Here is a 25336-nt window from a genome sequence, read left to right on the forward strand (position 1 = left end):
ATTTATTTCCTATTTGATACTTTTGACAAGCCATTAAAAATGATTCTATTTGAAGTATTTACAACCGGATCGCTGCCCCACGCATAATAAAAGCTTGCTGCAACTGCATAACTGGCAATTCCAACCAACATTAACGGTATCCCAACTAAACTTAATCCTGCTGAGGCTACCCATACAGCTCCTACACCTCCGGCAGTTGCTACCGCCCCCCCTGCAAAAACATCTGCCAGAGCGGCACCGCCCGCAGCAACACTATACTTGTAGGCATCTGGTGATTTTTCGTGCCGGCTGTAAGCTGCTGCTGTTTTAAAAAAAACATAGGTTGTGTCCATAACCACGCCGGCTACTGGTATAATCCTGCCGGCTTTATGATTTAATATTCGATATGAGGCCGATGTTGGGTTAGGAAATACCTCTTTCGCCTTTTCCAATGAACGTTGCCGGTACATACTTTTGACACGATTATACAAAGGTGACTTAACACGCACACCCGTGCTAAGAACTTTTGATGCTACCTGTTTTTTTCTCATGAATTCGTGAATTATATTAGCGGCATCTACGACATATCCGCCGTAAACTCCACAGCTACTCATAAATTCAAGGTCTCTTGTCAGTGTATCGTTATCGTTTATTGGCTCAGCTATATCCTGGTTGCCTGGCAAAGCGAGATGATTGTTCACGTTAATGTTTTTTTGACGCGCCATTATCTCTCTATTCGTGTCTTTGCCTTCATGAACCTCCGGTACTTTAAACGGGTTTATATGAGCCGCCAGCTCAATATCCTCATGTTCAACAGATGACGGGTTAAATACCGCAGTGGTTAGAGGCTCTGACACCCCATCATCGGGCGATATATTTTCTAAAGGGGAGATGTATTCTGATTGTGTGGATGATTCCCTGCTTAAGATTCCCTGCATCGCGAATCTTCCAGCGACTGTGCCCAGATTGTCAACAAGTACTTGTTCGGCGTTGAAAGACTTGCCGTGAGTGAGGGCGCTTGCCGCGTGCGAAGCCAGCGAGGCGGTTTCGCCTGCCAGAGTGCCGGTTGCGTCTATCTTTTCGAGCATTTCATCGAGCTTGCCATAGCGCGTGCTGTCCATAATTCCCGATGTTGCTGCATGGGTTCCCAGTTGCATCCAGTCGAAATGCTGCTGGTTGTGAAAAGCGAGATTTGCACTCTGGTTCAGCGCATCTTTAATCATCGTCTGTGATGCACTTTGAATGCTAAAGTTACTGTCTTTTACCCATTTCTGCAGCCGCTCTCCCATCGCGGCGAAACGTGATCCCTGTGCCGCAAAACCGAGCCCGGTGACAGCGAGACTTGCGAGCCCGCTTGCAAGCAGGCTGCTCCAGTCAATGCCGTGCTGCATCCCTAGCGCCTCAGAGACATTCTGCGCGACAAGATTGCCCATGAATCCTGCACCCGCGGAGGTTGCCATTGCACCCACAACACCAAGACCCGCGGCTCCACGGATGGCTGCAAGCCCAAGCTGAAAAATGCCCGCTGTGGCGCTGGCACCAAAACCTGAGGCAAGTGCTGCGGCGGCAAGTACCGTTGTCACCAGCGCAATCACCGCAACCGCTATCTTTTGGAACAGCTGATGCGACTTGTGATGCTTTGGCACTAGAGGCTTCGGAGTCGATACCGTTGCCGCGCGACTGCCAATCTGTTTACTCTGACTCGACAACGCGCGCGTTGCACCATTAAAATGCGGGGTGTTACCAATAGAGGGTATCTGCAGGCGCTGCCCTGGCTGTAACTGCCCACCTGCCCCCGCAGAGGCATTTCGCTCAGTAATGCCATTGGCATCCGCTATCAGATACCAGAGGCTGCTGTCGCCATACACTTTGAGCGCAATGGTATCCAGCGTATCACCGGCCTCAAGGGTGTAAATCCCGGAATTTCCCGAAGGAATCACATCATTCGCGTCTCCAGCACTGTTACGCACCGCTTCATCAGTGTCCAGATGCCCGCGACCCATCACAAAATCTGCAAGCCTTGAAAGAATTCCGCCCTTTCGCAAGGGATGCAGCAGAGTATCCTCACCAATACCCCGGCGATACCCTGTGGGAACAAAACCGCCATAGACATGCACGGCATCCTCCCCCACACCATTCCAGCTCACATCACCAACGAGATTATCCCCAAGGCGTACATAGTTCACCATCCCGGTTTCATCTTCCCGCGCATGCATGCCCTCAAGACTGCTCATCCAGAAACGGCTCGTAGCGGACGATCCCTTGCTGTCCCGCTTTGTATCTTTTATCTCTTTCAAGAGACCATTTAGATCATAAGAACGTGTGGCACGCCCGGTTTCAGGCTTTGGATAATCGTCAATTTGAAGCTTTGTGTCATCACTGCTTTGCAGATACTCATCCCATAATGCATATTCATAGTGATGCTCAAGCTTCTGATGCACGACCTTCCCCTTAACATCGGATTTTTGCATCCGCGTTACGGAGTCTTTGAGATTTCCCGCGACATCGTAAAAAAATTGTGTTTTCGCCGTTTCCGCATCCATACCATTACGGTTAGTCTGCAAAACAACCTGACCGTTTTTGTACTCAAGGGTACTACTGCCTGTCTTTCCACCAAAAATATCAAATGACGTGGTTTGCTCAAGACGCCCGCTGGTGTCATACTTTCGCTGCTCAAAGCGGTTGCCATCTTTAAAAATGTGGCTCAATAAGCCACTTTCTTCATAAAAATACGTGTAGGTGCGCGCGTTTTCCCCCTCAAACACCTGCGCCTCGCGTACGTTGCCACTGTCATCGTAGAGAAGTGCACTGCCCTGCTTGCGGCTGATACCGATATTGCCATTCTCAAGCACCCCTCGATTAACCGTAAGACGGTCGTTCTCGTCATAGTCATACCAGTTATCGGAACTTACGACTTTTTTACCGGTGTAGTTCGCCGTAGCTGCTGCATGCCGGATGTTGCCCACTGCGTCATAATCGTAATCAAGTGTCAGCAGATCACGTGAACGCTCAGGAAAACGCCTGCTCCATGCGTCAGAATGGCGGCGTTGCATAGAGGTCAACCGACCAAGCGCATCATAGCTGAATGTCTCATCTTCTTCCGACCAGCCATTTTTAAAATCCCCTCCCTTCGATGTCTTGTGCGTTTTCACCCGTCCCGCAGCATCGTAGGTATACTCGACATGCTCAGCACAGTTAATATCGTTAAATTCACGCAATAACCCATCGGCATAGTATTGATATTGAACGTGCTTGCCAGCCGTTGACCCCTCACGCAACACAAGCCCGTTAACGTTACGAATAATGGTTGTACGATGCCCGCCAAGGTCTTCGTGGTGTTTGATGCGCCCCATGTCGTCATATTCCCAGGTTTGGGTATGCAGACCATCAAACTCACTTTTTTTATGGCCCTCATCGTCATACGTCCAATGTGTATCCTTGCCACTCGCCTCGCGGCGACGTGTCTGAAAACCCTGTACGTTATATTCAAAGGTCGTCACATCGTTACTGCCCACAGACTGGCGTACAAGTTGCCCCAGTTCGTCATAAGCCCGAGTCTGACGACGCCCATTGGTGAGAATGCTTGTCAGCTGACCATTTTTGTCATATTCATACTCCACCACTACGCCAGTAGCATTCTTGCTGTGCGTCATTTGTCCGAGTAAATCCCAGGTTTTATAGCTGACCGCCCCCTTCGCATCCACCTCCTCGATGATATGCCCCTCGGCATCAAGACGTCGCAATACCGTGTGACCACCGGCATCTGTAAGACCGATATCGCGTCCCAGAGCATCCGTGGCAAAATACTGACGAGGCTTGATAGAGGTTGCCTGACCGTGGCGGTCTACGGTGCGCACCAGAGGCAGCTCTTCCATAACAAGTGCGTTCAGGGCATTGTATTCGCGCGTTGTCACAAAATGCTCAACACTCTCCTCACGCACCACATTCCCCCATCGGTCAACCTGCTGAGTGCGCTCGAGCCAGACATCCGTCTGTCCGTTGATGATTTTTGCATAACGCTGAGACAATAAATTCCCGCTGGCATCATAGGTGTTGTTCTGGCGCTGCAACACAAAATGATAAAGGCCACCGTCAAAATTCATCGCCTGCTCATACCAGGCTTGAGAGAGATCGACACCTGTGGCATTCCCCGGCGTTTCTGCATTTGAAGCGGTTACCACCTGCGTAACATTGTTCACAAGGTCATAAACGTTTATCTGCCAGGCGCCACTCGTATTGGTACGCCACACCCGACCCAGCTGATCATAGTCACTGGTGAAGGTAAAACGACCGTTCACGCCCTCCGCCTCTTTCTCACCAAAGGCGTTATAGCGCGTATCGGCAGAGGCAACCGTTCCGTCCGGTTTAAGCGTCAGCGTTTTCGTAAGACGCGATTCTGCATCAAAACGGTAGCGCACGTCCTGCACCATTGCCGTACCATCAACTCTGGTAAACGTCTGCCAGCGTCGTGCCAGATTGCCATCGGCATCATAGCTGTAGTTAATCGCGTGATGTTTTGTATCAAAAACCTGAATGACACGCCCCATTGCATCATAGACGTTACTCACCAGCGTGTCTTTTGCCGAAACTGCGGCAAGATTAAAGCCCTTCGCATCCGCTGAAAGCGCACCATTCGCGCGCTTGAGTGTGCTGAGAAGCTGACCCAGACCATCATAGGCATAAACGGTGGCAGCACGGCCCGCTTCAGTATGTGGCCCGACATCCGCAATTTTTTGTCCGAGCAGGTTGTAATAACTGTATGCGATATTTCCAAGCGCATCCTCTGTGGCAATAAGATTGCCGGCAGCATCCCATGTAAAACGGGTTTCAAGATCGCGGGTTTCCTGCTGCAATCGGTTTTGCGCATCCACATGGTAAAACGTCACCTGCTTCAGGGTTTTAGACGATACGCGCCCCAGTGCATCGTACATAAAAGACACCGTTCGACTGCGACTGGAGTCGGCGGGAGGCGTAAACCCGCTGCCGGTCGCAATGGCATAATCCGTCTGTGAGGCAAGCTCGCCAAAAACGGTATAGGTGCTCGTGGTCAGATAACCCGCGGCATTCAGACAGGCGATTTCGTGCCCGTTGACATCATAATCACGGTATTCGTGCAGCCATTCATCAGCAAACCGGCGCGTTGCAGTTTCGGTGATTTCACCAAACGCGTTCCAGATTTGCCGCTCACAGGGCGAGAGCATCTGGTATTCCTGACGCTTCGCGTCAAAAGCACGCACTTTATCCCGAGTGGTTTCCACCAGTCGCGAAAGTGCATCATAGGCATAGGTCGTGTGCCTGTCATAACGGGAATTGACCTCAACAAGGCGGTCTAAAAGACGCGCATCAGGCTCACTGCCCGGAGCCAGTGATACGGTTTTTGCGAAGGCGGTACTCCGTATTCGCTCTGAAAGTGCATTATACTCATAACGCACTACATGGCCCGTTCCGTCTATCTCAAAGGTTCGCTGCCCGCGCTCATCATATACATGATAGCGCCAGACACCGCCCTTGCTGCAGGTTGCACTTACTTCCCCAAAAGCGTTATAACGCGTTATTTCTGTTAGGTCTTGAACGCTTTCAAGACGCTCAGCGCTGGCTTGCAGCGTACTGGCACCGTAAATGCCAATGCCTCGAATCAGCGTACGGATTTTTCGACCCTCGCCATCGTACGCATATAAATGCTTCACAGCGAGCCCTTCTGCATCCTTCACTTCTTCGACAAGGTTGCCAAAACTGTCCCAGGTGTTACGGGTAATAATGGAGCGATTTTCACGCACCATAACCCCCTTCTCCCAGCGTGCCAGTGACACAGCAGGCGAGATGGTCTCCAGCAGCTGATTGGCGCTGTCCCAGACAAATCGCCAGACTGCGCCATTTTCTTCGCGACGCTCAGTCACGTTGCCGGCATCATCGTACAGGAGTTGCTGATAATCCCCCTTCGCGTTGGTTTTTTTCGAAAGTCGTGCCGCTGCGTCATAAAGAAAATCGGTACGCCGTGACAATGTATCCGCCAAAAGCGCCTTTTTGATATCAGCAGGTGTTGCCGAAGCGCTGACACGCAGGCCATGGAAAATCTCAGTCGTCACATTCCCTGCAGCATCGTACTGACGCTCAATAACCTCGCCCCCGGGAGCAATCCGAAACACTTCACGCCCCGCCGCATCAAACATCACCCGCGTGAGCCTGTCCTTAGGACTCAAACAAAAGCCCTCTGGCCACTGACTCTCCGTTACCCGCTCCGCGAGCCGCAGCGTGGCAATGCAACGGCCAACTGCATCGTATTGGTACTGGGTAACCGCGCCGGTGGCATCCCTCTCTGCCGACTTTCGACCGGCCTTGTCATAGGTGATACGGGTCGTTTGGTCATGCAGGGCATCTGCTTCCAGCAGTCTTGTGATGCTGTCCTCATCGAGTGTGGCGGCTTTGCCATACCAGATGGGTTTCGCAAATCGCGTGCTTTCCGTGATGTTGCCGGCACCATCGCGCGTCCAGCGGGTGATGGCACCTGTCGCGTCAAACTGGTAACGCAACTGGTTATTTTTGTCGTACACATAAAACGTGCGCCGCGCATCCTTTATGGAGGGCAACTCCCGTTTACCGGCGCGCAAGGCATCCAGCGGTGTCGCAATGGCGTAACGCGTGGTGCATACGATATTACCCACGGCATCGTAGGTATTTTCAGTGGCAAACCCGAGCGTGTCCCAGGACAGGCGTATCCGTCCTTCTTCATCAAAGGTACGAAACGTCTGCAAATCGTGTACCGAATCAGGTTTGAGCGTGCTGGAAACGGTAGCCTCGCTCCATTCCCCAAGCCCTGTAAGGCGATTGACATAGCGCAATGTCGCCACTTCAAACCCGTTCACATCGTATTGATGTTCCGTTACTGCGCCCCTCGGGTCGATGCGATAGCGACAGCGGTTGTTGCTGTCATAGACAAAATGGGTCGTGTGCTGATTAGGGTCGGTTTCCGCCACACAGTTGCCATTGCCATCATAGTCCATGCGTCGGGTAATCTTGAGCCCATTGGGGTCGATGGTGGTCGTAAGAAGGTTTCCAAAGCCGTCCCATGTGCGCTGAACCACATGGTCTTTACCGCCAGGATTTTTGAGCGTTTCAAGCACAAGATTGCCAAGTGCATCGTAGCAATAGTGGGTCTGCAGGTTAAGGCCATCGGGGTCAACGCATTTCTCCGACAATGCACCTTCAGCATCCCATGTGAGGCGCGTAATGGTGCCTGCAGCGTCCTGAATCGCAATCTGGCGGCCAAGCGCGTCAAGGGTCCAGGTCGTGGTGAGTGCCAGCCCTTCGGGGTCGATGCACTCTGAAAGCACGTTGCCCGCAGCATCGTAATGATACTGAACCACAGCCCCTCCGCGCGTTTCTTTCCAGGACAGTCTGGACGCATCATCATAATGCAGCGTCTGCTGACAGCCCTGCATGTCATCCACCTCAACCAGCAGACCGCGCTCGTCAAACTGCCAGCGAATGGTATGGCCATTGCCATCGGTCAGGGAAACCGTATCTCCAAAGGCATTGGCGGTACTGATTTGCACGTTGTTGCCAACCGTGAGAATCATCTGGTTTTGCTGGTCGTCATAACGAAAGGTGCGTAAAACGTGTTTGCCGCTGAAATCGGTTTCAGTCAGCTTGCGCCCAAATGTATCCCATGTGATGACCTGGCAAACAGCGCCTGCCGTAAAAAGCACACACTCGCCACGCCGGTTGCGCGTGAAATATGACGTAAAGCCACGTGCATCGGTCTCTGTGGATACTGCACCAAAGCTGTCGTACGTGCTTGATGTGCTGAAAGACTGCGCCCCCCATGTCCGTTTTTCAGCAATTTTGAGTCCGCGATTATCATAACGATACTCGCTGATAATGCGGCTTTCGGCATTGATACGCTGCTCTCGCCGCTCCATTTCTCCAAATGCGTTCCAGTGCACCGTGGTTTCCCGGGCGCCATGTGTCTCGGAAATAATGCGCCCCATCGCATCAAAGTCATACGTAATGACCGCATCATGCGCGCGGTCCTCCAGTGTCTTCAGCTTTTCAGCAAGACTGGCACTCGTCAGCGTATCAAAAGGCCCTTCCAGGAAACGGCTATAGCGGATGGTGGTTGTCATGTCACCAAAAGCGTTGTAGCGATACTCCAAAACAGCGCCGTCCGCATTGATGGTATTGCAAAGACGGCCTGCATCGTCATAAAAATAATGCGTGGTTTCCCCTTTCGCGTTCGTGCTGCTGACGCGCCGCCCCGAGGCATCATACGTATGATGCACACCATGATGCTGCCAGATGGCTTCAATCGCTGCCTCATCAAGCGCACTCTCTGCGAGCAGACGACTGCCAAGTGCGTCCAGCGTCTCAATGACGCGTCCTGCGCTATCACGGCGTATGCGTTCGGTGCGCTCCTGATGGGTTTTCGCATCCATCAGGGTTTTACATATCAATAACCCCTGTGCATCATAGGAAAAACGCGTTACAAGGCCGTTGGCTGCCTGCTCCTCCACCACCCGGGCGAGGCTGTCATACTGCCACGCGCTGCAGCGGTCTTGCGCGCTTTCTTTAGGGCGCAGCTGGTCAAAGGTGGTGTTGGCTGTGATGGCGGCCATATCCACCCGGGTGGCAAAGGCTCTCGAAGATATCATCAATCCGCGGTCATCGAAGCTGTATTCAGTCACACCCCCTTCGGCATCAATATCGGCAATTTTAAGGCCTGCGGCATTGTAAAAATGCAGCGTACGCACATCGTGAAGTGTATCGGGCTTAAGGTCCAGGGATGAAAAAATCGCTGGTGCCGGCAGGCGCAGGCGGTTTGCATATCGATACGTTTCCAGGAGATGGTTTTCGCCATCGTAGCGGTAAACGGTCAAGACCCCCTCGCCATCCACATCGGCGATGCGGTTACCATCAGCGTCAAAGTAAAAGCGGTGTACGCGGTCATCGGCATGGGCAACCGGTGGCCATTGACGCTGAACATAGGCCCGCTCACACACAACCCGCCCGGCCGTATCGTATTCAAAGCCCCTGACCGCGCCACTGGCATCCACCTGAAAGGCAATCTGATTATGCGCATTGAAGTGCGTTCGAAGCGTTCTGTCTGCCGATGAGGGTAATGGACGAACAGTTGCCAGTTCTGGAGGCGTATCGCCCCAGTCCCGGGTCGCGAGACGCGCTGCATACAGGATCGTTCCCACCAGACGGCCACTAGAATCGCGCAGATATTCTGTCATCAGGCCGCTGCCAGAAACCTCCGCCTGCAGCTGGCCACTGGCATCATAAAAATAATACGTGCGCAACCCATCCAGCCCCTGTTCGTGGACAAGGCGCCCGGTCGCATCGTAATGGTAGCGCACACTGGCGAATGTTTTCACCGAATCAAGCTGCGTGGTTGAAAGCAGGAGACCACTCTGGTCATAGAGTTTAACGGTCTGCAGGCCTTTTTCATCAGTTTCAATGACCCGCTGATGCAGGTCATCGTAGGTGTAGGTGTGGCGCCCGCCATCATTGTTTACAGACAATATGAGACGGTCAAGGTCATCATAGACGTACGTCGTGCTTTTAAAGCCACCGGCAAAGGGCACGGACTTTTCCAGAAGTCGGCCAGCGGCGTCATAACGCATTCGAGTCACCAGCGCGCCCTGTGTAAGGCCTTCGCCATTGGCGCTTATACGTGTAAAATACGTTTCCGACTCGAGTTGCCCTCTCCAGTCCCATGTATAGTCGATTCGGGAAACCTGCTGCGGGTTCTGAGCAGCACACCAGGCACCAAGGACCGCAAGGGAGACGACAGTACCCGTGAAATGCGCGTTTAAAAATGTACGGCTGTTTTTAAGGCGTCCGCTCGCATCATAACTGTGGGTCCTGACAACGCCTGCGGCTGACACTTCATAACACAGGTGCCCATTGGCATCGAAAACTTGTCGCTCAACGCTGATGAGCGCTTTGGTATCCCTGTTGGTGACAGTCTTTGACAGCCAGCGATGCGCCTCGTCAAAAGTATATTCAGTAACCTTGCCGCTCGGGTCTTCGATGCGTTCGCAGTCACCGTTTGCCGTGTAGTGGTAACGCCATGTCAGCTGTCCGCGGGTTACGGATGAAAGGTAATTGCCCTCATAAGCATAATGCACCTGATGCCCGTTTGGCCCTTCTATGCCAATAAGGCGCGAACGCGCGTCCACAAGATATGTCCACACTTCATTCAGGGCATTTGTAATGGTGGTTTTGCCGGCGCTGTAGCGAAACTCCATCGTTGATTCAGTGCCATCCCTGAGCAGGGACACCCTTCCTGCGGTATCGTATTCAATGTGCAGGAGCGTGCCATCACTCTGTTCAATATCACTGATACGCTCGCTCTCACCCGCATACGCATAGCGCGTCCAAAAGGTTTTGCCATCGCCCAAATCCCGCACCACGCGCGCCAGTCGCCCCCGTCCATCCCACTCAAACTGTTCACGGTGCACCACAACACCGTCAGACCGGCTCTCAACGTCACGAAGGCGCCCCGCTTCAAAGTGCCAGATGACCGTCTGGCGCGCATTCGTATCAACTATCCGCGACAGCAGGTTATTGACATACTCAAAGCGCAGCGAATGGCCATCGCGGTCGCGAATGGCCTGAAGTCGTCCTTCTGCGTTATATTCCGAGACTGTTTCATCGCTGCCACTCTGCGCACGCCACACACCGTCATTGAAAGAAAGTGATGCCCGCCCGCCTTCCTCAGGTCGATAACTTCCGCTGGCCGCGTCAAACACGAACCGCGTGCGATGCCCGTCACCTTCAACCCGCACCACGGCACTGCCGGGGGTATTGGGCACGCCTTGAAGGATAAGCATGGAGGCCGTATTAAAGCGCCAGCCACGGCTCTCGCCAGAGGAGTTCCAGGTCTGTGTCAGAGAAAAGCCCGTTCCATTTCCAGCCATAAAGCCATCGCGATGGCGCACAACAAGGTTGCCATTCGCTGCGTTAACGTAGACATCTTCCGTACCCTGTCCGAGAGTGGCCCGCCCCTGTATGCCAAAGTTGCCAGGCAGATTAAGGGAAGAACCGTATACTCCGGCACCATTGCCAGTAATGATTTGAGTCATGCTGTTGCTCCAGTTCCTTGAACAGCCCGTGAAGAGACACACAGCGGAATAACAACCGGCTGTGAACTTCCGCCGGTGGTGTTCGCGGCTCTCAGGGAGAGCTGAAAACACCTTCCGGCAGCATCATCAGGAACCCGTCCTTCCAGTACCCGGGGGTTATCCGGCCTCAGTCGCAGCCAGTACGCCATGGGGTCAACGGCATCCAGAATGAGCTGTAGCGCCGGGTCGTGTGCCGGGTCATCGACGTATTGCGAAAGGTTCACCTCAAAGTCTTCCTGAGGTGCAAAACGCAGCGAAAACGGCTGAATGCGGGGCGTATTTTCCGCATCAAATGCCACTTTCAAGGGAAATACATGAGACAGAGAGTCCCCCGCCGTATTGGTTGAGGCAATCAATGCCAGCGTTTCCTGCTGTTCCACGCTCTCAGGAGGCGCAATACCTTCAAGTACCGTGGATGAATCTTCAGGCACGTGCAGCCACTCAGGGGCCGGGTAGTTACCATCAATCCGAAGACGAAGCCCGTCATTCGTATTGTCAGTGGATGAGGGTGCAAGCAGTACGCGCGCGTCAAACCGCCAGGGTTTGCCGACTGTAAACGCCGGTAGTTGCGCATCTTCTCGAAACATCGGCCGCGAACTTGCCTGAGCCCCCACTTCCACGCGAATAATTTCTGGCCCGATGATGGTGTTACCAGTCATGACCGACAGTGCAAATTCGAGCGCACCCCTCGCAACCGGTGTACCGGTAAGCATCAGGGTTTGCCGGTCAAAGTGCAGACCGCCGCCATCGAGAGGCGTAACGCTTATGACTGGTTTATTGCCGGCAAGAACATTTTCATCAAAATAGCGCGCAAGGGGCTTTAACGGCAGCGCAAAAGGCAGACCGCGCGCCCCTGCCTGCGCCGGTACTGGCAGCAACTCCACAGGATGCGCCAGTACATCGATGGTTAAAGGCGGTGAAGTGTGCTTATGAACCAGGGTGTTATAGCGAACCCACGCAGAAAACTGCTTTGACAGGGCAAACCCGGTAACGGCCATGTCAAGTTCACAGGAGCCATCGCCCATTTCCCCGTTGAACTCCGGCATCGGGGGGCAGTGACCATCCACCGCGCGCACCGTCACCCCCTCAGAAACCGCCCAGGTTTGGCGTCCTTTGAGGCAATGATGCTTCATCAACAGCGGCAGATGGAAGGTTTCTCCCACAAATACCGAGGTTGGCAGCGGGGAGCGGGTAAAATAAAATTCGACTGATGGCGTACACATGGCCATGGCCTGAGCACACACCAGCAACAGCATGCTTATCGCGAGAAGGACTTTCTTTTCCATGATAATTCCCTGAAACATCAACAACCAGATGTAAATCTACAAAAGGGTGCGAATCAGGTGGAATCAGAAAGGGACGTATAAAGGTGCGTAAAGACGCGATGAGCAGTGCGAGTTGTCGTCATGATAGTATTCCATTAATTCCATGTTGGGCCTTTCCACAGGCAGCGGACATCCTACACGGGCTTTGAGGTCATGGTCAACGGGGCAGATAAAAAATTTATGTGAAGATGCACCACAAACGCTTTCAGTCTCTGATGCTGACCCGCGGCTCGTGCGATACAAACGCATGCAATCGCTCCATAATCCCAGAGCGCGCCAGCATGGCGCCATGATTGGGTGCATCCAGTACAGACGGCAGCAGCTTAAGCCCTTTCCACGCTGCAAAAACGGCTTCCTGAGCCGCATCATCGTCCAATGCCCAGGGATAAGCTACCCGCGGTGCAAATACAGGCAGTGCATCACGCCGCGCCTGATTTAAAGGAATCTTCTTATGATTGATGCACTCAACCAGCTCCTCCAGCGCCCGAGCATGCTTAAGCGGCGGCGGGCTGTTACGCGCACCAAAGTGCTGATGCACAAGGACGGGGTGTTTTCTTGAATAGGCGAGCGACGCGGTAGTTTGTGTGCCATTAGCATCCATAAGCCGCAAAATGTTACAGGAATTGGCCAGACAAAACCGGTTGAATCCGCCAACACAATGCTCCATTTCTTCGCCATGCTCACGCAGCGCGAGGCTTGATGTCAGCACATTTACAGTAATGCCATTTATCTGACAGTCTGCTATCAGCGGCTCCCAGCACTCATCCATTGCCAGAGGCTTTCGCACTTCAAGCAGGGCAAAATTTTGATGCCATCGCTCCTGCAGCCGCTGCATCTGCAGAATGCACTGATTATCGGCGAGTAGCGCATGAAAAAGTTCAGGGAAATTATAAATATGATTGGCAGAATCTTCTGGATGCGCCTCAGGGAATTCCCGTTGTATCTCACGGTAAATCAAGTCATTATAAAGCGCATTAACGTAATCACTGATATGGAACACGGCATCTCGGCGACTGGCGGTAAAAAACCCATGCAGCTTTACCCGATTCTGCGTCCAGTCCGTTTTACCGTTGAATAAAAAGCCGCCGGCAGCGTGCACATGATTCATTACGGACAGATGATGACTCAACTCGGTCATACAGCCAAAATCAGCAGGCGTCAGGCGCGACGAAGGCATGCGGTTCGTAGCCGCTGCGAGACGCTTTGCCGCCCCATGCGGCGCACCCGGCATGTCTGCGTGATTATTGAGCATCCATGCAAGCCTGTCTACTTCGAGGAGACTGGTGCAATGCGCGATTTTTTTCAAAAATTCCCGGGTAAAAACAGGATGCAGTTCGCGCATTTTTTCAGGCACAAATTTCCCCTGATACGCATCCATTCGGATAGACTCATATAGTGCGGCTTTATCTTCAAGCTCTCTGTTAAAAATGTACAGCGGAAATTGCTGAAAATCCTTAAACGGCGTTAATGCAAGCGGCAGCAAAAAATGATGCTCACTGAGCATTCTGGCGCGCCTCTCTGCAATTTCCAGCGAATGGGCACTGCGGGCGAATGCATATCCCTGCCAGAGGTGGCGGTGTTTTTCTAACCCCAGCATCTCTGCCAGCAATGGCTCGCCAAGATGGGCGAGAAAACGCTTCCATATCCGCGACTCAACCGCATAGAGCTGTTCAAGCGGGATGACCCGGTCCGGGCTTCTAAGCCATGCGAGCATTAATGGTGCCTGCTCCTCCTCTTCTACAGATGCAATCGTGTCGTTCCCAACATCAACGGCGAGCAGGGTTGACCACTCAGGCGAGCGACCGGCATCCGGTACACTCCGCACCTGCAGACTGACTATACCTTTAGATTTTTGCACCAGTCTTGATGGACGGGGGGCTACCTGCAAATTATCCGCGTGATAGGCGCGCGCCATCAAGGAGGCGGTCGCAGATTGTCGTGCGGTTTGAAACAGAGATGAAAACATGGAAACATTCGCCCAAAAAATGTTGATTTTACGCGCACTCTCCGTTACTGCACAAGCTGTCAGCAGCCTCGCGCATCCCCTGACACCACAGTATTCTGCCTCCTTTGCTTCAAGCAGCCATGCTTGCACTAAACTGTATAATAACCGCTCTCAAGGGAGTACTGAAATGAAGCATTATTCAGACAGGTATGAGGCCGGAAGCGTTCTCGCAGACGCTCTTCAAGAGTATGCGCATAAAAAAGAGGTCATCGTTTTAGCTCTGCCCCGCGGCGGCGTGCCTGTTGGTTTTGAGATAGCACGAAGGCTTTCACTGCCCCTCGATATTCTGGTGGTTCGAAAGCTTGGAGTGCCGGGACACGAGGAGCTCGCGATGGGTGCGATTGCCTCTGGTGATACCGTTTTCCTTAATCAGCCGCTTCTCGCTCAACTGAAAATCCCGCTCCCTTCGGTAGAGGCGGTTTTGCAGGCTGAAACGCGTGAACAACTTCGTCGCGAACGTCTCTATCGCGCAAACCGCCCCTTCCCGTCCCTTCAAAATAATACGGTTATTCTGGTGGATGATGGTATCGCCACAGGCGCCAGCATGCAGGCGGCCATCGCGGCTTTGCGCACCCATAACCCGGCATGTATCATAATAGCTGTCCCCGTTGCCGCCGCTGAAACCTGCGACGTCATGAGTAAGCTTGCAGACAGGGTCATTTGCCCCCTGAGACCGATTCATTTTCAGGCCGTTGGATGCTGGTATGATAACTTTCCGCAGGTCTCTGACGATGAAGTCATTGAACTGTTAAGGCAATCTGCTCACCGGACACACTGACCCGCTGGCAAATGATCTATAATTATGAGCATGTAGAGCGCAAAGTGGAGATAATATGACAATTGAGCGCGCACTTGAGGAAACCTTGCACCTTCAAGATGGAGATATTCTAATCCTCGAAACCCCCTATGAAGATGCAACCATGGACGACATGTTTCCTTTGAACATGAGGCGATTCACACCGGCGCACAGTATGTTGTGGATTGCCGGAAGCGACCGCCCTGTAGCTCACGCCGTTCGTGAAGGATACCGCCAGCCCGGCACACGGCTGACGAATCTTCCAGAAGGCCGGGGGATGGTGTTTCGTTTTGCGGGAGAGGAGGATGTAAGCCAGCGGGCTGCGGCCATTATGAAAAACTGGTCCCTGTCCTCAAAAATCCGAACCCGTGAGGAACACCTGGCTGCCTGGCCACCCTCATTCTGGCAGGAGCGCCATGCGCGTGACATGAGAAATTTCTACAGCAATCCCGATGCTGCTGTCAGCGGACCTGCCATGCCCTACCCTGAGCCTCGCGCTGAAGATGATTTACGCAACCTCATGCACAATCCCGAGCTTACAGTAATGGGAGATGAGGGCTTGAGACGCGCCATCAAATTCGCAAGCCGAAGCAACAACAGCAGTCCTCATGCGCCAAGTCGCGGACAACGCTGTACCCCCGTGATTATTGCCGCGTGGCAGGCAGCGGTGCTTCAACCCATTACTCGGCCCGGCATTAAAGGTGAAAATTCTTTTAAAGACTATAAAGGAAAGTCATTTGATGAATGGGCTGATGCAGTGCTCATACCCGGCTGGCGGGAAACCCCTGTCGGCAGGCAGCTTCTCGAAGCGCGTGCAACAGGCGATTATACGCTGTTGTTTCCTGCACCCTTTGCAGTGGATCAACGCTACAGCACACCGGGAGCTTTTCACCGGGCCCTTAAAGCCTCTAATTTTATCAACGTAGGAGCCTTCTCTTCGTTTAAAGGGCGCCTCGAATGCCAGAACAACCATCATACGGTTGTAAACGAAGAAGCGAGCTCGACAAGCCGTCCCGGCAGTTCGTCTTAAGGCTGGCAGCGACACACTGGACGGGAAAAAGACACGGCAGGGAACACTTGTCAGAGAAGGTTTTTTGTAGGATGTGCACAGGGTTATCCACAGTTTTTGTGGATAAGGATTTCACCCCTATTGATAAAAAATATCTTAATTATTCATAGTGTTATGACTGAAATGCATCAGAGGGAGAACAACTGTTCAGAGAAAGGGCGAAAAGATATCCACAAAGCTTAAGGGGAAAGGAAACAGAAAAATAACGTAATAATGATACCGAATCAGTATTTAAAAAAACAGTCTTGACAGTGTAGAAAAGCCGATTTTTATCCCCTTAAAAGAAAAAAATCCCCGCCGGAGCGGGGATTGGCTTTTTTGTGTTTAGAGTGCGCCTTCAGTTACACGCATTTTCCAGCCTGTAACTTCAGCAAGTGCGGCGGCCAGCAGGCCTGGTGAGCGAACCGTACGAACGCCCGCGGCTTCAAGTGCAGCAAACTTCTCAGCAGCCGTTCCCTTGCCACCGGAAATAATGGCACCTGCGTGCCCCATGCGCTTACCAGCCGGTGCCGTAACTCCGGCAATGTAGGAAACTACCGGTTTTTTAACATGGGTGCGGATGTATTCAGCGGCTTCTTCTTCAGCACTCCCACCGATTTCGCCGACCATAATAATGGCTTCGGTTTGCGGGTCTTTTTCAAAAAGTGCCAGCGCGTCAATGAAGCTCGTGCCGGGAATGGGGTCGCCACCGATGCCGATACAGGTACTTTGGCCAAATCCCGCATCCGTAGTCTGTTTGACCGCTTCATACGTGAGCGTACCTGAGCGCGACACAATGCCCACGCGTCCTGGCAGGTGAATGGAGCCGGGCATTATGCCAATCTTACACTCGCCTGGGGTAATAATTCCCGGGCAGTTGGGTCCAATCAGACGCGCATGGGTGTTATTTTCAAGATAAACCTTGACCTCCAGCATGTCGAGTACGGGTACGCCTTCCGTAATACAGACTATCAGCTTGATGCCGGCATCAGCCGCTTCAAGGATGGAGTCCTTGCAAAATGCTGCCGGAACATAAATCACGCTTGCATCCGCGCCAGTTGCAGCAACCGCATCACGCATCGTATTGAAGACCGGCAGACCCAGATGCGTCTGACCGCCCTTGCCCGGTGTTACACCACCAACCATACGGGTACCGTAGGCAATGGCCTGCTCGGAATGGAAGGTACCCTGTTTGCCGGTAAACCCCTGGCACAGGACTTTGGTTTCCCGATTGACTAATACACTCATTATTGGCCTCTAAATTTCTAATTCGGTTCAGGCGACTGCCGCCACGATTTTTTGCGCCGCATCCGTCAGGCTGCCTGCCGCGATAACATTCATATCGCTTTTATTCAGGATATCTGCACCCAGCTCGGCATTGTTACCTTCAAGACGCACCACCACCGGCACCCGAACATCAACCTCTTTAACCGCGGCGAGAATGCCCTCGGCAATAAGGTCACAACGCACAATGCCGCCGAAAATGTTAACGAGAATGCCGCGTACCTTTTCATCGGAAAGGATGATTTTAAAGGCTTCGCACACGCGTTCTTTAGTCGCACCGCCGCCAACATCGAGGAAGTTCGCAGGCTCGCCGCCATGCAGTTTAATAACATCCATCGTTGCCATGGCCAGTCCCGCACCGTTGACCATGCAGCCAATTTCACCATCAAGCGGAATGTAGTTCAGTTCCCAGTCTGTCGCGCGATTTTCACGCTCATCTTCCTGGGTCGTATCGCGCATGCCCTTCAGTTCAGGCTGGCGATAGAGCGCGTTGGGGTCGATGTTGACTTTGCCATCCAGACAGAGCAAATCGCCGCTTTTGGTCACGACCAGTGGATTAATTTCGACAAGGCTCAAATCACACTCAACGAACAGTTTGCCAAGGGCGGTCATCAGTTTTGTAAGCTGATTGATTTGCGCGCCTTCAAGGCCAAGCGCAAATGCCGCATCGCGACACTGAAACGGCATCACACCGACCAGCGGGTCAATCACGATGCGAATGATTTTTTCGGGCGTTTCATGCGCGACTTTTTCAATCTCAACGCCGCCTTCCGTGGAAACCATCATGACCACACGCCGGGTGGCGCGGTCAACGACGGCTCCAAGATACAGTTCGCGTCCGATGTCGCAGGTTTCTTCTACCAGTACTGCGTTAACCGGCTGGCCTTTGGCATCTGTCTGATACGTAACAAGGCGCGTACCCAGCATGCCTTTGACCGCTGCTGCCAGCTCGTCACGGTTGGAAACCAGCTTGACACCACCCGCCTTGCCGCGGCCTCCGGCGTGCACCTGCGCTTTTACCACCGTGCGGGGCGTGGAAAGCTGTGAGGCTACCTGGAGCGCATCTTCCACAGAGTAAGCCACTGCGCCATTGGGGACCGGCATGCCGTAACGGGCAAACACCTGCTTGGCCTGGTATTCATGCAAATTCATTCTTTTTCACCTTATCAAATATTAAGCAGCAATCGCGATGGGTCTTCCAGCAGCTGCTTCACGCTTACCAGAAACTGAACAGACTCTTTGCCATCAATCAAACGGTGATCGTAGGAAAGTGCGATGTACATCATCGGACGAATCACAATCTCGCCGTTTTCTACAATGGGTCTGTCCTCGATTTTGTGCATCCCAAGGATACCCGTCTGCGGCGGATTAATAATTGGAGTTGCAAGCAGCGACCCAAACACCCCACCGTTAGTAATGGTGAAGGTGCCACCCTGCATTTCTTCCATGGCAAGCTTGCCATCCCGCGCACGTACCGCAGCATCATTGATGCGTTTTTCAATGTCGGCCATGCTGAGGGTATCCGCATCTCGGATAACCGGCACGACAAGACCGCGCTCCGTGGAAACGGCAATACCCACATCATAATATCCGTGATACACGATATCCTGACCATCGATGGAGGCGTTGACAGCCGGGAAGCGTTTCAGCGATTCCACAACGGCTTTGGTGAAAAAGGACATAAAACCCAGTTTCACGCCATGTTTCTTCTCAAACACATCCTTATACTGGTTGCGCATGTCCATTACCGCTTTCAGATTGACCTCATTGAAGGTGGTCAGCATGGCGGCGTTATGCTGTGCCTGTACGAGGCGCTCGGCAATGCGCGCGCGCAGACGTGTCATGGGCACGCGGCGCTCTTCACGCATACCGCTCGCGACATGCACGGGCGTTTCAACAGCCGGGGCGACCACTGCCGGGGCCGGGGCCTCAGCGCCCTTGCGTCCCGAAGCGATGAAAGCCAGGACATCCTCTTTAGTAATGCGTCCCTCTTTGCCCGTACCAACAATCTGTCCGGGTTGCAGATTATTTTCTGCAAGCATCCGTCTTACTGCGGGACTTGTTGCCGCATCGCTTGATTCCACCGGCTCTGAGGCGGCTTGAACCGGCGCTGCTGCAGGAGCAGAAGCACCCGCTGCAATTTTTGCGAGTAAATCACTGGCCTGCACCGTATCGCCTTCTTTAAAGAAGACCGCTTCGAGAACACCATCGGCAGGGGCTGGAACTTCGAGAACCACCTTGTCGGTTTCGAGATCGAGAAGATTCTCATCACGTTTGACCTGGTCGCCCGGCTTTTTGTGCCAGGTGGCGATGGTGGCATCGGCCACCGACTCGGGCAAAGCAGGAACTTTGACTTCAACTGACATGTTGTTACCTTTCTTCTTGAGGGTTGAATGCGTTCACCAGTGTTACTCTTCCAGAGCCTGTTTCACCAGCGCCTTTTGCTGTTCTGCATGCAGCAGCGGACTGCCGACAGCGGGAGACGCGGCAAATTCGCGGCCCGCATAGCGCAGTGTCTGTTCTTTTTGCAGACATGCCACGATATTGTGCTGTGAGGAAAACCAGACTCCCTGGTTCTGTGGCTCTTCCTGGCACCAGATAATGTCGCGGGCGTTGGGGTACTTTTTAAGTTCCTCAATCAGCGCTTTCATCGGAAACGGATAGAGCTGCTCTATGCGCACAATCGCGACGTTCTGCAGTTCGTCTGCCCGGCGTTTCTCGAGGAGGTCATAATATACCTTGCCACAGCAGAGAACCACCCTCGTAACCGCACGCGCATCAAGCGCGTCTACTTCGGGGATAACGTTCTGGAAGCTGCCCTCGGTTAAATCCGAAAGGCTTGAAACGGCAAGCCGGTGACGCAACAGGCTTTTGGGCGTCATCACAATCAATGGCTTACGATAAGGACGAATCATCTGGCGGCGCAACAGATGGAAAATCTGAGCCGGCGTTGTCGGCGTGCACACCTGCATGTTCTGTTGTGCGCAAAGCTGCATGTAGCGCTCAAGGCGTGCCGAAGAATGCTCAGGGCCCTGGCCCTCGTATCCGTGCGGCAGCAGCATTACAAGGCCGCAGAGGCGTCCCCACTTCTGCTCACCGGAGCTAATGAACTGATCAATAACGACCTGCGCACCATTGGCAAAATCGCCAAACTGCGCTTCCCAGAGCACGAGTGAGGCGGGGTCTGAAGACGCATAACCATACTCAAAAGCGAGCACCGCTTCTTCCGACAGCACGGAATCAATGACTTTAAAGCGGCGGTTGTGACCGTTGGCCAGCTTTTCAAGCGGCACGATGCTCTCACCGGTGTTGATATCATGCAGCACCGCGTGACGGTGCGCGAATGTACCGCGCCCGCAGTCCTGTCCAGAGAGGCGCACCGCATAATCTTCCTGCAGGAGACTTGCATACGCCATGGTTTCTGCATAACCCCAGTTTAAGGGGATTTCGCCAAGCGTCATTTTTTCGCGGTCAGCCAAAAGCTTGCGTACCACGGGATGCAGCTCAAAACCCGCCGGCAGTTCAAGAAGTGCCTTGGAAAGTTTTTTCAGCGTTTCCAGTGAAATGGCGGTTTTAGCAGGCTCCGTCCATTCCGTATGCAAATAGGGCGTCCAGTCCGTAGACAGACGTCCGGGATAATCGCCGTTAACCGTCTCAACGACCGGCAGACCGGCATCGAGGCGTTCACGATACGCGTCCACCATGCCATTGACCGCTTCTCGGTCAATCACACCGGCATCAATCAGCTTTTCTGCATACTTTTCGCGAAGCGTTGGCATGGATTTGATTTTTTTATACATCATGGGCTGCGTGACCGATGGCTCATCAGCCTCGTTATGGCCGTGTCGGCGATAGCACATGAGATCAATCACAACATCGCGTTTGAAACGCTTGCGAAATTCAAAGGCGATTTTTGTGGCAAACAGCACCGCTTCAGGGTCTTCGCCGTTCACATGCAGTACCGGCGCCTGCACCATTTTTGCAACATCGGTACAGTAACGGGTGGAGCGGGCATCGAGAGGATTGCTGGTGGTAAAGCCAATCTGGTTGTTGATGACAATGTGTACAGTACCGCCAGTGCAATAGCCGCGCGCCTGGGAAAAGTTAAAAGTTTCCATGACCACGCCTTGACCGGCAAACGCGGCGTCTCCGTGGATAATCACTGGCAGAACCGTTTCATAGGTACCGAGGTCACCACGGCGCGCAAGGCGCGAACGCACGGAGCCTTCAACCACCGGGCTGATAATTTCAAGGTGTGAGGGATTAAACGCAAGCGCGAGGTGCAGCATGCGGCCCGAATCCGTCCGCACGTTGGAGGAAAAGCCCATATGGTACTTCACGTCTCCAGTGCGTTCCGAGTTAATTTTGCCTTCAAATTCCTGGAAAAGATCCTGCGGCGATTTACCAAGTACGTTGACAAGTACATTCAGGCGGCCTCGGTGCGCCATGCCAATCACAATTTCCTGGGTTTCGCTCTCGCCGCCTTCCCGGATAATTTCCTGCATCATGGGAATAAGCGCGTCTCCACCTTCGAGTGAAAAACGCTTCTGACCGACAAAGCGGGTTCCAAGATAACGCTCAAGACCATCGGCGGCAATCAGCTCTTTAAGAATGCGCTTTTGCGTTTCGGGCGTGAATGTCGCGCGGCCTCGGGTTGATTCCATGGCATTTTGCAACCAGAGAATTTCCGCATTGTCTGACAGGTGCATGTATTCAATGCCAATACTGCCACAGTAGGTTTCACGCAGCTGGCTGTAAAGGGCCTGTAGTGTCTGGTTGCCAAAAGCGCTGCCGCCAAAAAAGGTGCGCTGCATGTCAGCGCTGCTCAGCTGATGGTACGCTAAATCAAGCGCCGGCATTTCCACACGTTCAGCCATTTCGAGCGGATCGAGATTTGCGGCAAGGTGGCCGTACGTGCGATAGGCATTAAGAAGTTCAGTGACTTTCGACTGGCTGTTGTCAGTACCGACAACCGTGGCGGCCGTCTTTGGCAGCGTTGCCTGATGTTGAAAATAGTCGCGCACTAACCGATGCGCTTCGTCATGTGCCTTGCCGTCACCCTTTGCCATTCCCTGAAAAACTGCTCTCCATGCTTGTGGCACCGATTCCGGTGATGCCAGGAAATCTTCATACAGGCCATCCACATAGGCCATGTTACCACCCGAGAGCCAGCCGGTGGCCCATTGGTTTTCCAGAGTCGTGCTCATACTGCGGTCTCCGATACGGTTTGCCGGGGATGCGCACCGGCAAACGTTGTGCTGATGTCAGGTTTCGCGATTCAGCATTTGCTTGCGAATGTCAGAAATAGCCACCGTGGGATTCAATCCTTTGGGGCAGACGCTGGCGCAGTTCATAATAGAACGGCAGCGGAATACACTGAAGGGATCCTGCAGTTTATCAAGCCGGCTGTCAGTGGCCGTATCACGGCTGTCGGCGAGAAAGCGTCGCGCCTGCAAAAGCCCCGCGGGACCGACAAATTTGTCGGGATTCCACCAGAAGGAGGGGCAGGAGCTGGTGCAGCAGGCACACAGAATGCACTCATACAGACCATCGAGCTGCGCACGTTCTTCGGGTGACTGCAGCCGTTCACGTGCCGGAGGCACGGTGTTGTTCTGCAGATACGGCTCAACACGTTCGTACTGCTGATAAAACTGGCTCATGTCCACCACCAGGTCACGTATCACCGGGAACCCCGGGAGCGGGCGCAGCACAACGTTGTCAGTGCCAAGGCTTGACAGCGCGGTAATACAGGCAAGGCCATTAGCACCGTTGATGTTCATACCGTCTGAACCGCATACCCCTTCGCGGCAGGAGCGGCGAAAACTGAGCGTTGGGTCCTGCTCGGATTTAATGCGCTCAAGCAGGCTCAGCAGCATGGTGTCGGTATTGGCGGGAATATCCAGTGAATACTCCTGCATGTACGGTTTGGTGTCCTTGTCCGGATTATACCGGTATACGGAAACACGTAAGGTTCGCACGGCGGTCATGGGCTTTTCTCTCTAGTAAACGCGTTCTTTGGGTTCCATCGGTTCCACAAAATGCGGCGACATGTTCACAGGACGATAATCAATGGCATCACCCTCCATAAGGTAAAGGGTGTGTTTTATCCAGTTGACATCATCACGCTTCGGATAATCTTCACGGCTGTGCGCGCCACGGCTTTCTGTGCGTGCAAGCGCCGAACGGGCCGTTGAGCAGGCGGTCGCCAGCAGGTTATCAAGCTCCAGCGCACCAATACGCTCGGTGTTGAACACGGCACTCTTATCCTGCAGCCAGGCATGATTCAGGCGCTCACGCAACTCTTCGAGGCGGTGAAGGCCATGCTCCATGACTTCGCCTGTGCGAAACACACCAAAATCTTCCTGCATCACACGCTGCATGTCAGCACGAATGGCAGCAGGCGACTCACCGCCGCTTTGGGAATTTTCCCAGCGCATGTAGCGCGTAAGTGAGGCTTCAACGTCATCATTAGAGGCATTGGCCAAATCCGGCAACGCGTTAGACTGACGCAGTTCTTCAATGTGCAGACCCGCCGCACGACCAAAGACCACCAGGTCAAGAAGTGAGTTACCGCCAAGGCGGTTTGCACCATGCACGGATACGCAGGCGCATTCACCAACGGCATACAGTCCTTCGACCACTTTATCTTCGCCATTTTGATGAGTGAGCACCTGACCGTGACGGTTGGTAGGAATACCCCCCATGGTATAATGACAGGTCGGTACGACTGGAATCGGTTCGTAAACCGGGTCGACGCCTGCGAATTTCATTGACAGTTCGCGAATGCCTGGCAGGCGCGATTTAATGAGGTCGGCGCCAAGATGGTCGAGCTTCAGTTTGACATAATCAACCCCGCCCGGAGCAAATCCTTTACCGGCACGCATTTCAAGCGCCATCGAGCGCGCCACGACATCCCTCGAGGCGAGATCTTTGGCATGAGGCGCATAACGCTCCATAAAACGCTCACCATCGCGGTTAACAAGATAACCGCCCTCGCCGCGACACCCTTCTGTCACCAGCGAACCGGCACCGGCAATGCCGGTCGGGTGGAACTGCCACATTTCCATGTCCTGAAGCGGAATGCCGGCACGCAGCGCCATCCCGAAACCATCACCGGTATTAATGTAGGCATTGGTTGTTGACTGGAAAATACGCCCCGCCCCCCCGGTCGCGAGTACGCACACGCGTGATGCGAAATAGACCACTTCACCGGTTTCGATGCAAAGCGCGGTCACTCCCGTGATGCGTCCGTTCGCATTACGAACAAAATCGAGGGCGAACCATTCGCTGAAAATACGGGTATGGGCTTTGAGGTTCTGCTGATACAGGGTGTGCAGCAGCGCATGCCCGGTTCTGTCAGCCGCCGCACAGGTACGAGCCGCCTGCTCGCCCCCAAAGTTTTTCGACTGTCCGCCAAACTGACGCTGATAAATGCGCCCGTTATCCATGCGGGAAAACGGCAGCCCCATGTGCTCAAGCTCATAAACCGCTTCCGGACCGGTTTTGCAGAGGTATTCGATGCAGTCCTGGTCGCCGATATAATCCGCTCCCTTGACCGTATCGTACATGTGCCAGCGCCAGTCATCAGGATGCGCGTTACCGAGCGCACAGGTAATGCCGCCCTGAGCAGATACCGTGTGCGAACGGGTGGGAAACACCTTGGAAAGAATGGCGGTGTTAAACCCAAGTGCTGAAAGCTGATGCCCGGCACGAAGACCGGCACCACCAGCGCCGATTACCAGCGCGTCAAACGTATATTGTGGAATGTGCATG

At 53.4% G+C, this 25336-nt stretch carries 11 protein-coding genes; 2 read left to right on the plus strand and 9 right to left on the minus strand.

Annotated features, from left to right (window positions below):
• Positions 1-2: 2 nt before the first annotated feature.
• The 3 genes from E4T54_RS05020 to E4T54_RS05030 all read right to left on the minus strand — a co-directional run bounded on the left by E4T54_RS05020 (position 3) and on the right by E4T54_RS05030 (position 14396).
• Positions 3-11066: a LysM peptidoglycan-binding domain-containing protein gene (locus E4T54_RS05020; protein ID WP_035901798.1), complete on the minus strand. Its 11064-nt coding sequence runs from the start codon at positions 11064-11066 to the stop codon at positions 3-5.
• Positions 11063-12391 (minus strand): hypothetical protein, encoded by a 1329-nt coding sequence (locus tag E4T54_RS05025; RefSeq protein ID WP_028385873.1) that lies wholly within the window; start codon positions 12389-12391, stop codon positions 11063-11065. Before E4T54_RS05025 ends, E4T54_RS05020 begins: the two co-directional genes overlap by 4 nt.
• 244 nt (positions 12392-12635) lie before the next feature.
• The gene (locus E4T54_RS05030; RefSeq protein ID WP_035901800.1) at positions 12636-14396 is read right to left on the minus strand and encodes a PcfJ domain-containing protein; all 1761 of its coding nucleotides are present in this window, start codon (positions 14394-14396) and stop codon (positions 12636-12638) included.
• 166 nt (positions 14397-14562) lie between these two features.
• Between E4T54_RS05030 and E4T54_RS05035 the strand changes: the two genes are divergently transcribed.
• Positions 14563-15213 carry a phosphoribosyltransferase gene (locus E4T54_RS05035; RefSeq protein WP_028385875.1) on the plus strand — a complete coding sequence of 217 codons (651 nt, stop codon included), beginning with the start codon at positions 14563-14565 and terminating at the stop codon, positions 15211-15213.
• A gap of 55 nt (positions 15214-15268) precedes the next feature.
• Entirely contained in the window at positions 15269-16261 is a 993-nt protein-coding gene (locus E4T54_RS05040; RefSeq protein WP_028385876.1) for a hypothetical protein, read from the plus strand.
• Positions 16262-16624: 363 nt separating this feature from the next.
• Here the strand turns inward: E4T54_RS05040 and sucD are convergent, their stop codons facing one another.
• From sucD to sdhA, 6 genes are read right to left on the minus strand one after another with little or no spacing between them, the layout of a single operon-like run.
• A complete protein-coding gene (gene sucD / locus E4T54_RS05045) occupies positions 16625-17527 on the minus strand; it encodes a succinate--CoA ligase subunit alpha (RefSeq protein ID WP_028385877.1) in 903 nt (300 codons plus the stop codon).
• Positions 17528-17554: 27 nt separating this feature from the next.
• Positions 17555-18715, minus strand: a complete 1161-nt coding sequence (gene sucC / locus E4T54_RS05050; protein ID WP_028385878.1) for an ADP-forming succinate--CoA ligase subunit beta — start codon at positions 18713-18715, stop codon at positions 17555-17557.
• Positions 18716-18729: 14 nt separating this feature from the next.
• On the minus strand, positions 18730-19929 hold the full coding sequence (gene odhB, locus E4T54_RS05055) for a 2-oxoglutarate dehydrogenase complex dihydrolipoyllysine-residue succinyltransferase (protein WP_028385879.1): 1200 nt from the start codon (positions 19927-19929) through the stop codon (positions 18730-18732).
• Between the two features lie 42 nt (positions 19930-19971).
• Entirely contained in the window at positions 19972-22770 is a 2799-nt protein-coding gene (locus E4T54_RS05060; protein ID WP_035901803.1) for a 2-oxoglutarate dehydrogenase E1 component, read from the minus strand.
• 57 nt (positions 22771-22827) lie between these two features.
• Entirely contained in the window at positions 22828-23550 is a 723-nt protein-coding gene (locus E4T54_RS05065) for a succinate dehydrogenase iron-sulfur subunit (RefSeq protein WP_028385881.1), read from the minus strand.
• 12 nt (positions 23551-23562) lie between these two features.
• The gene (sdhA, locus tag E4T54_RS05070; protein ID WP_028385882.1) at positions 23563-25335 is read right to left on the minus strand and encodes a succinate dehydrogenase flavoprotein subunit; all 1773 of its coding nucleotides are present in this window, start codon (positions 25333-25335) and stop codon (positions 23563-23565) included.
• Position 25336: the final 1 nt, after the last annotated feature.

This window comes from Legionella geestiana, assembly GCF_004571195.1.
GTDB classification, from domain to species: domain Bacteria; phylum Pseudomonadota; class Gammaproteobacteria; order Legionellales; family Legionellaceae; genus Legionella_B; species Legionella_B geestiana.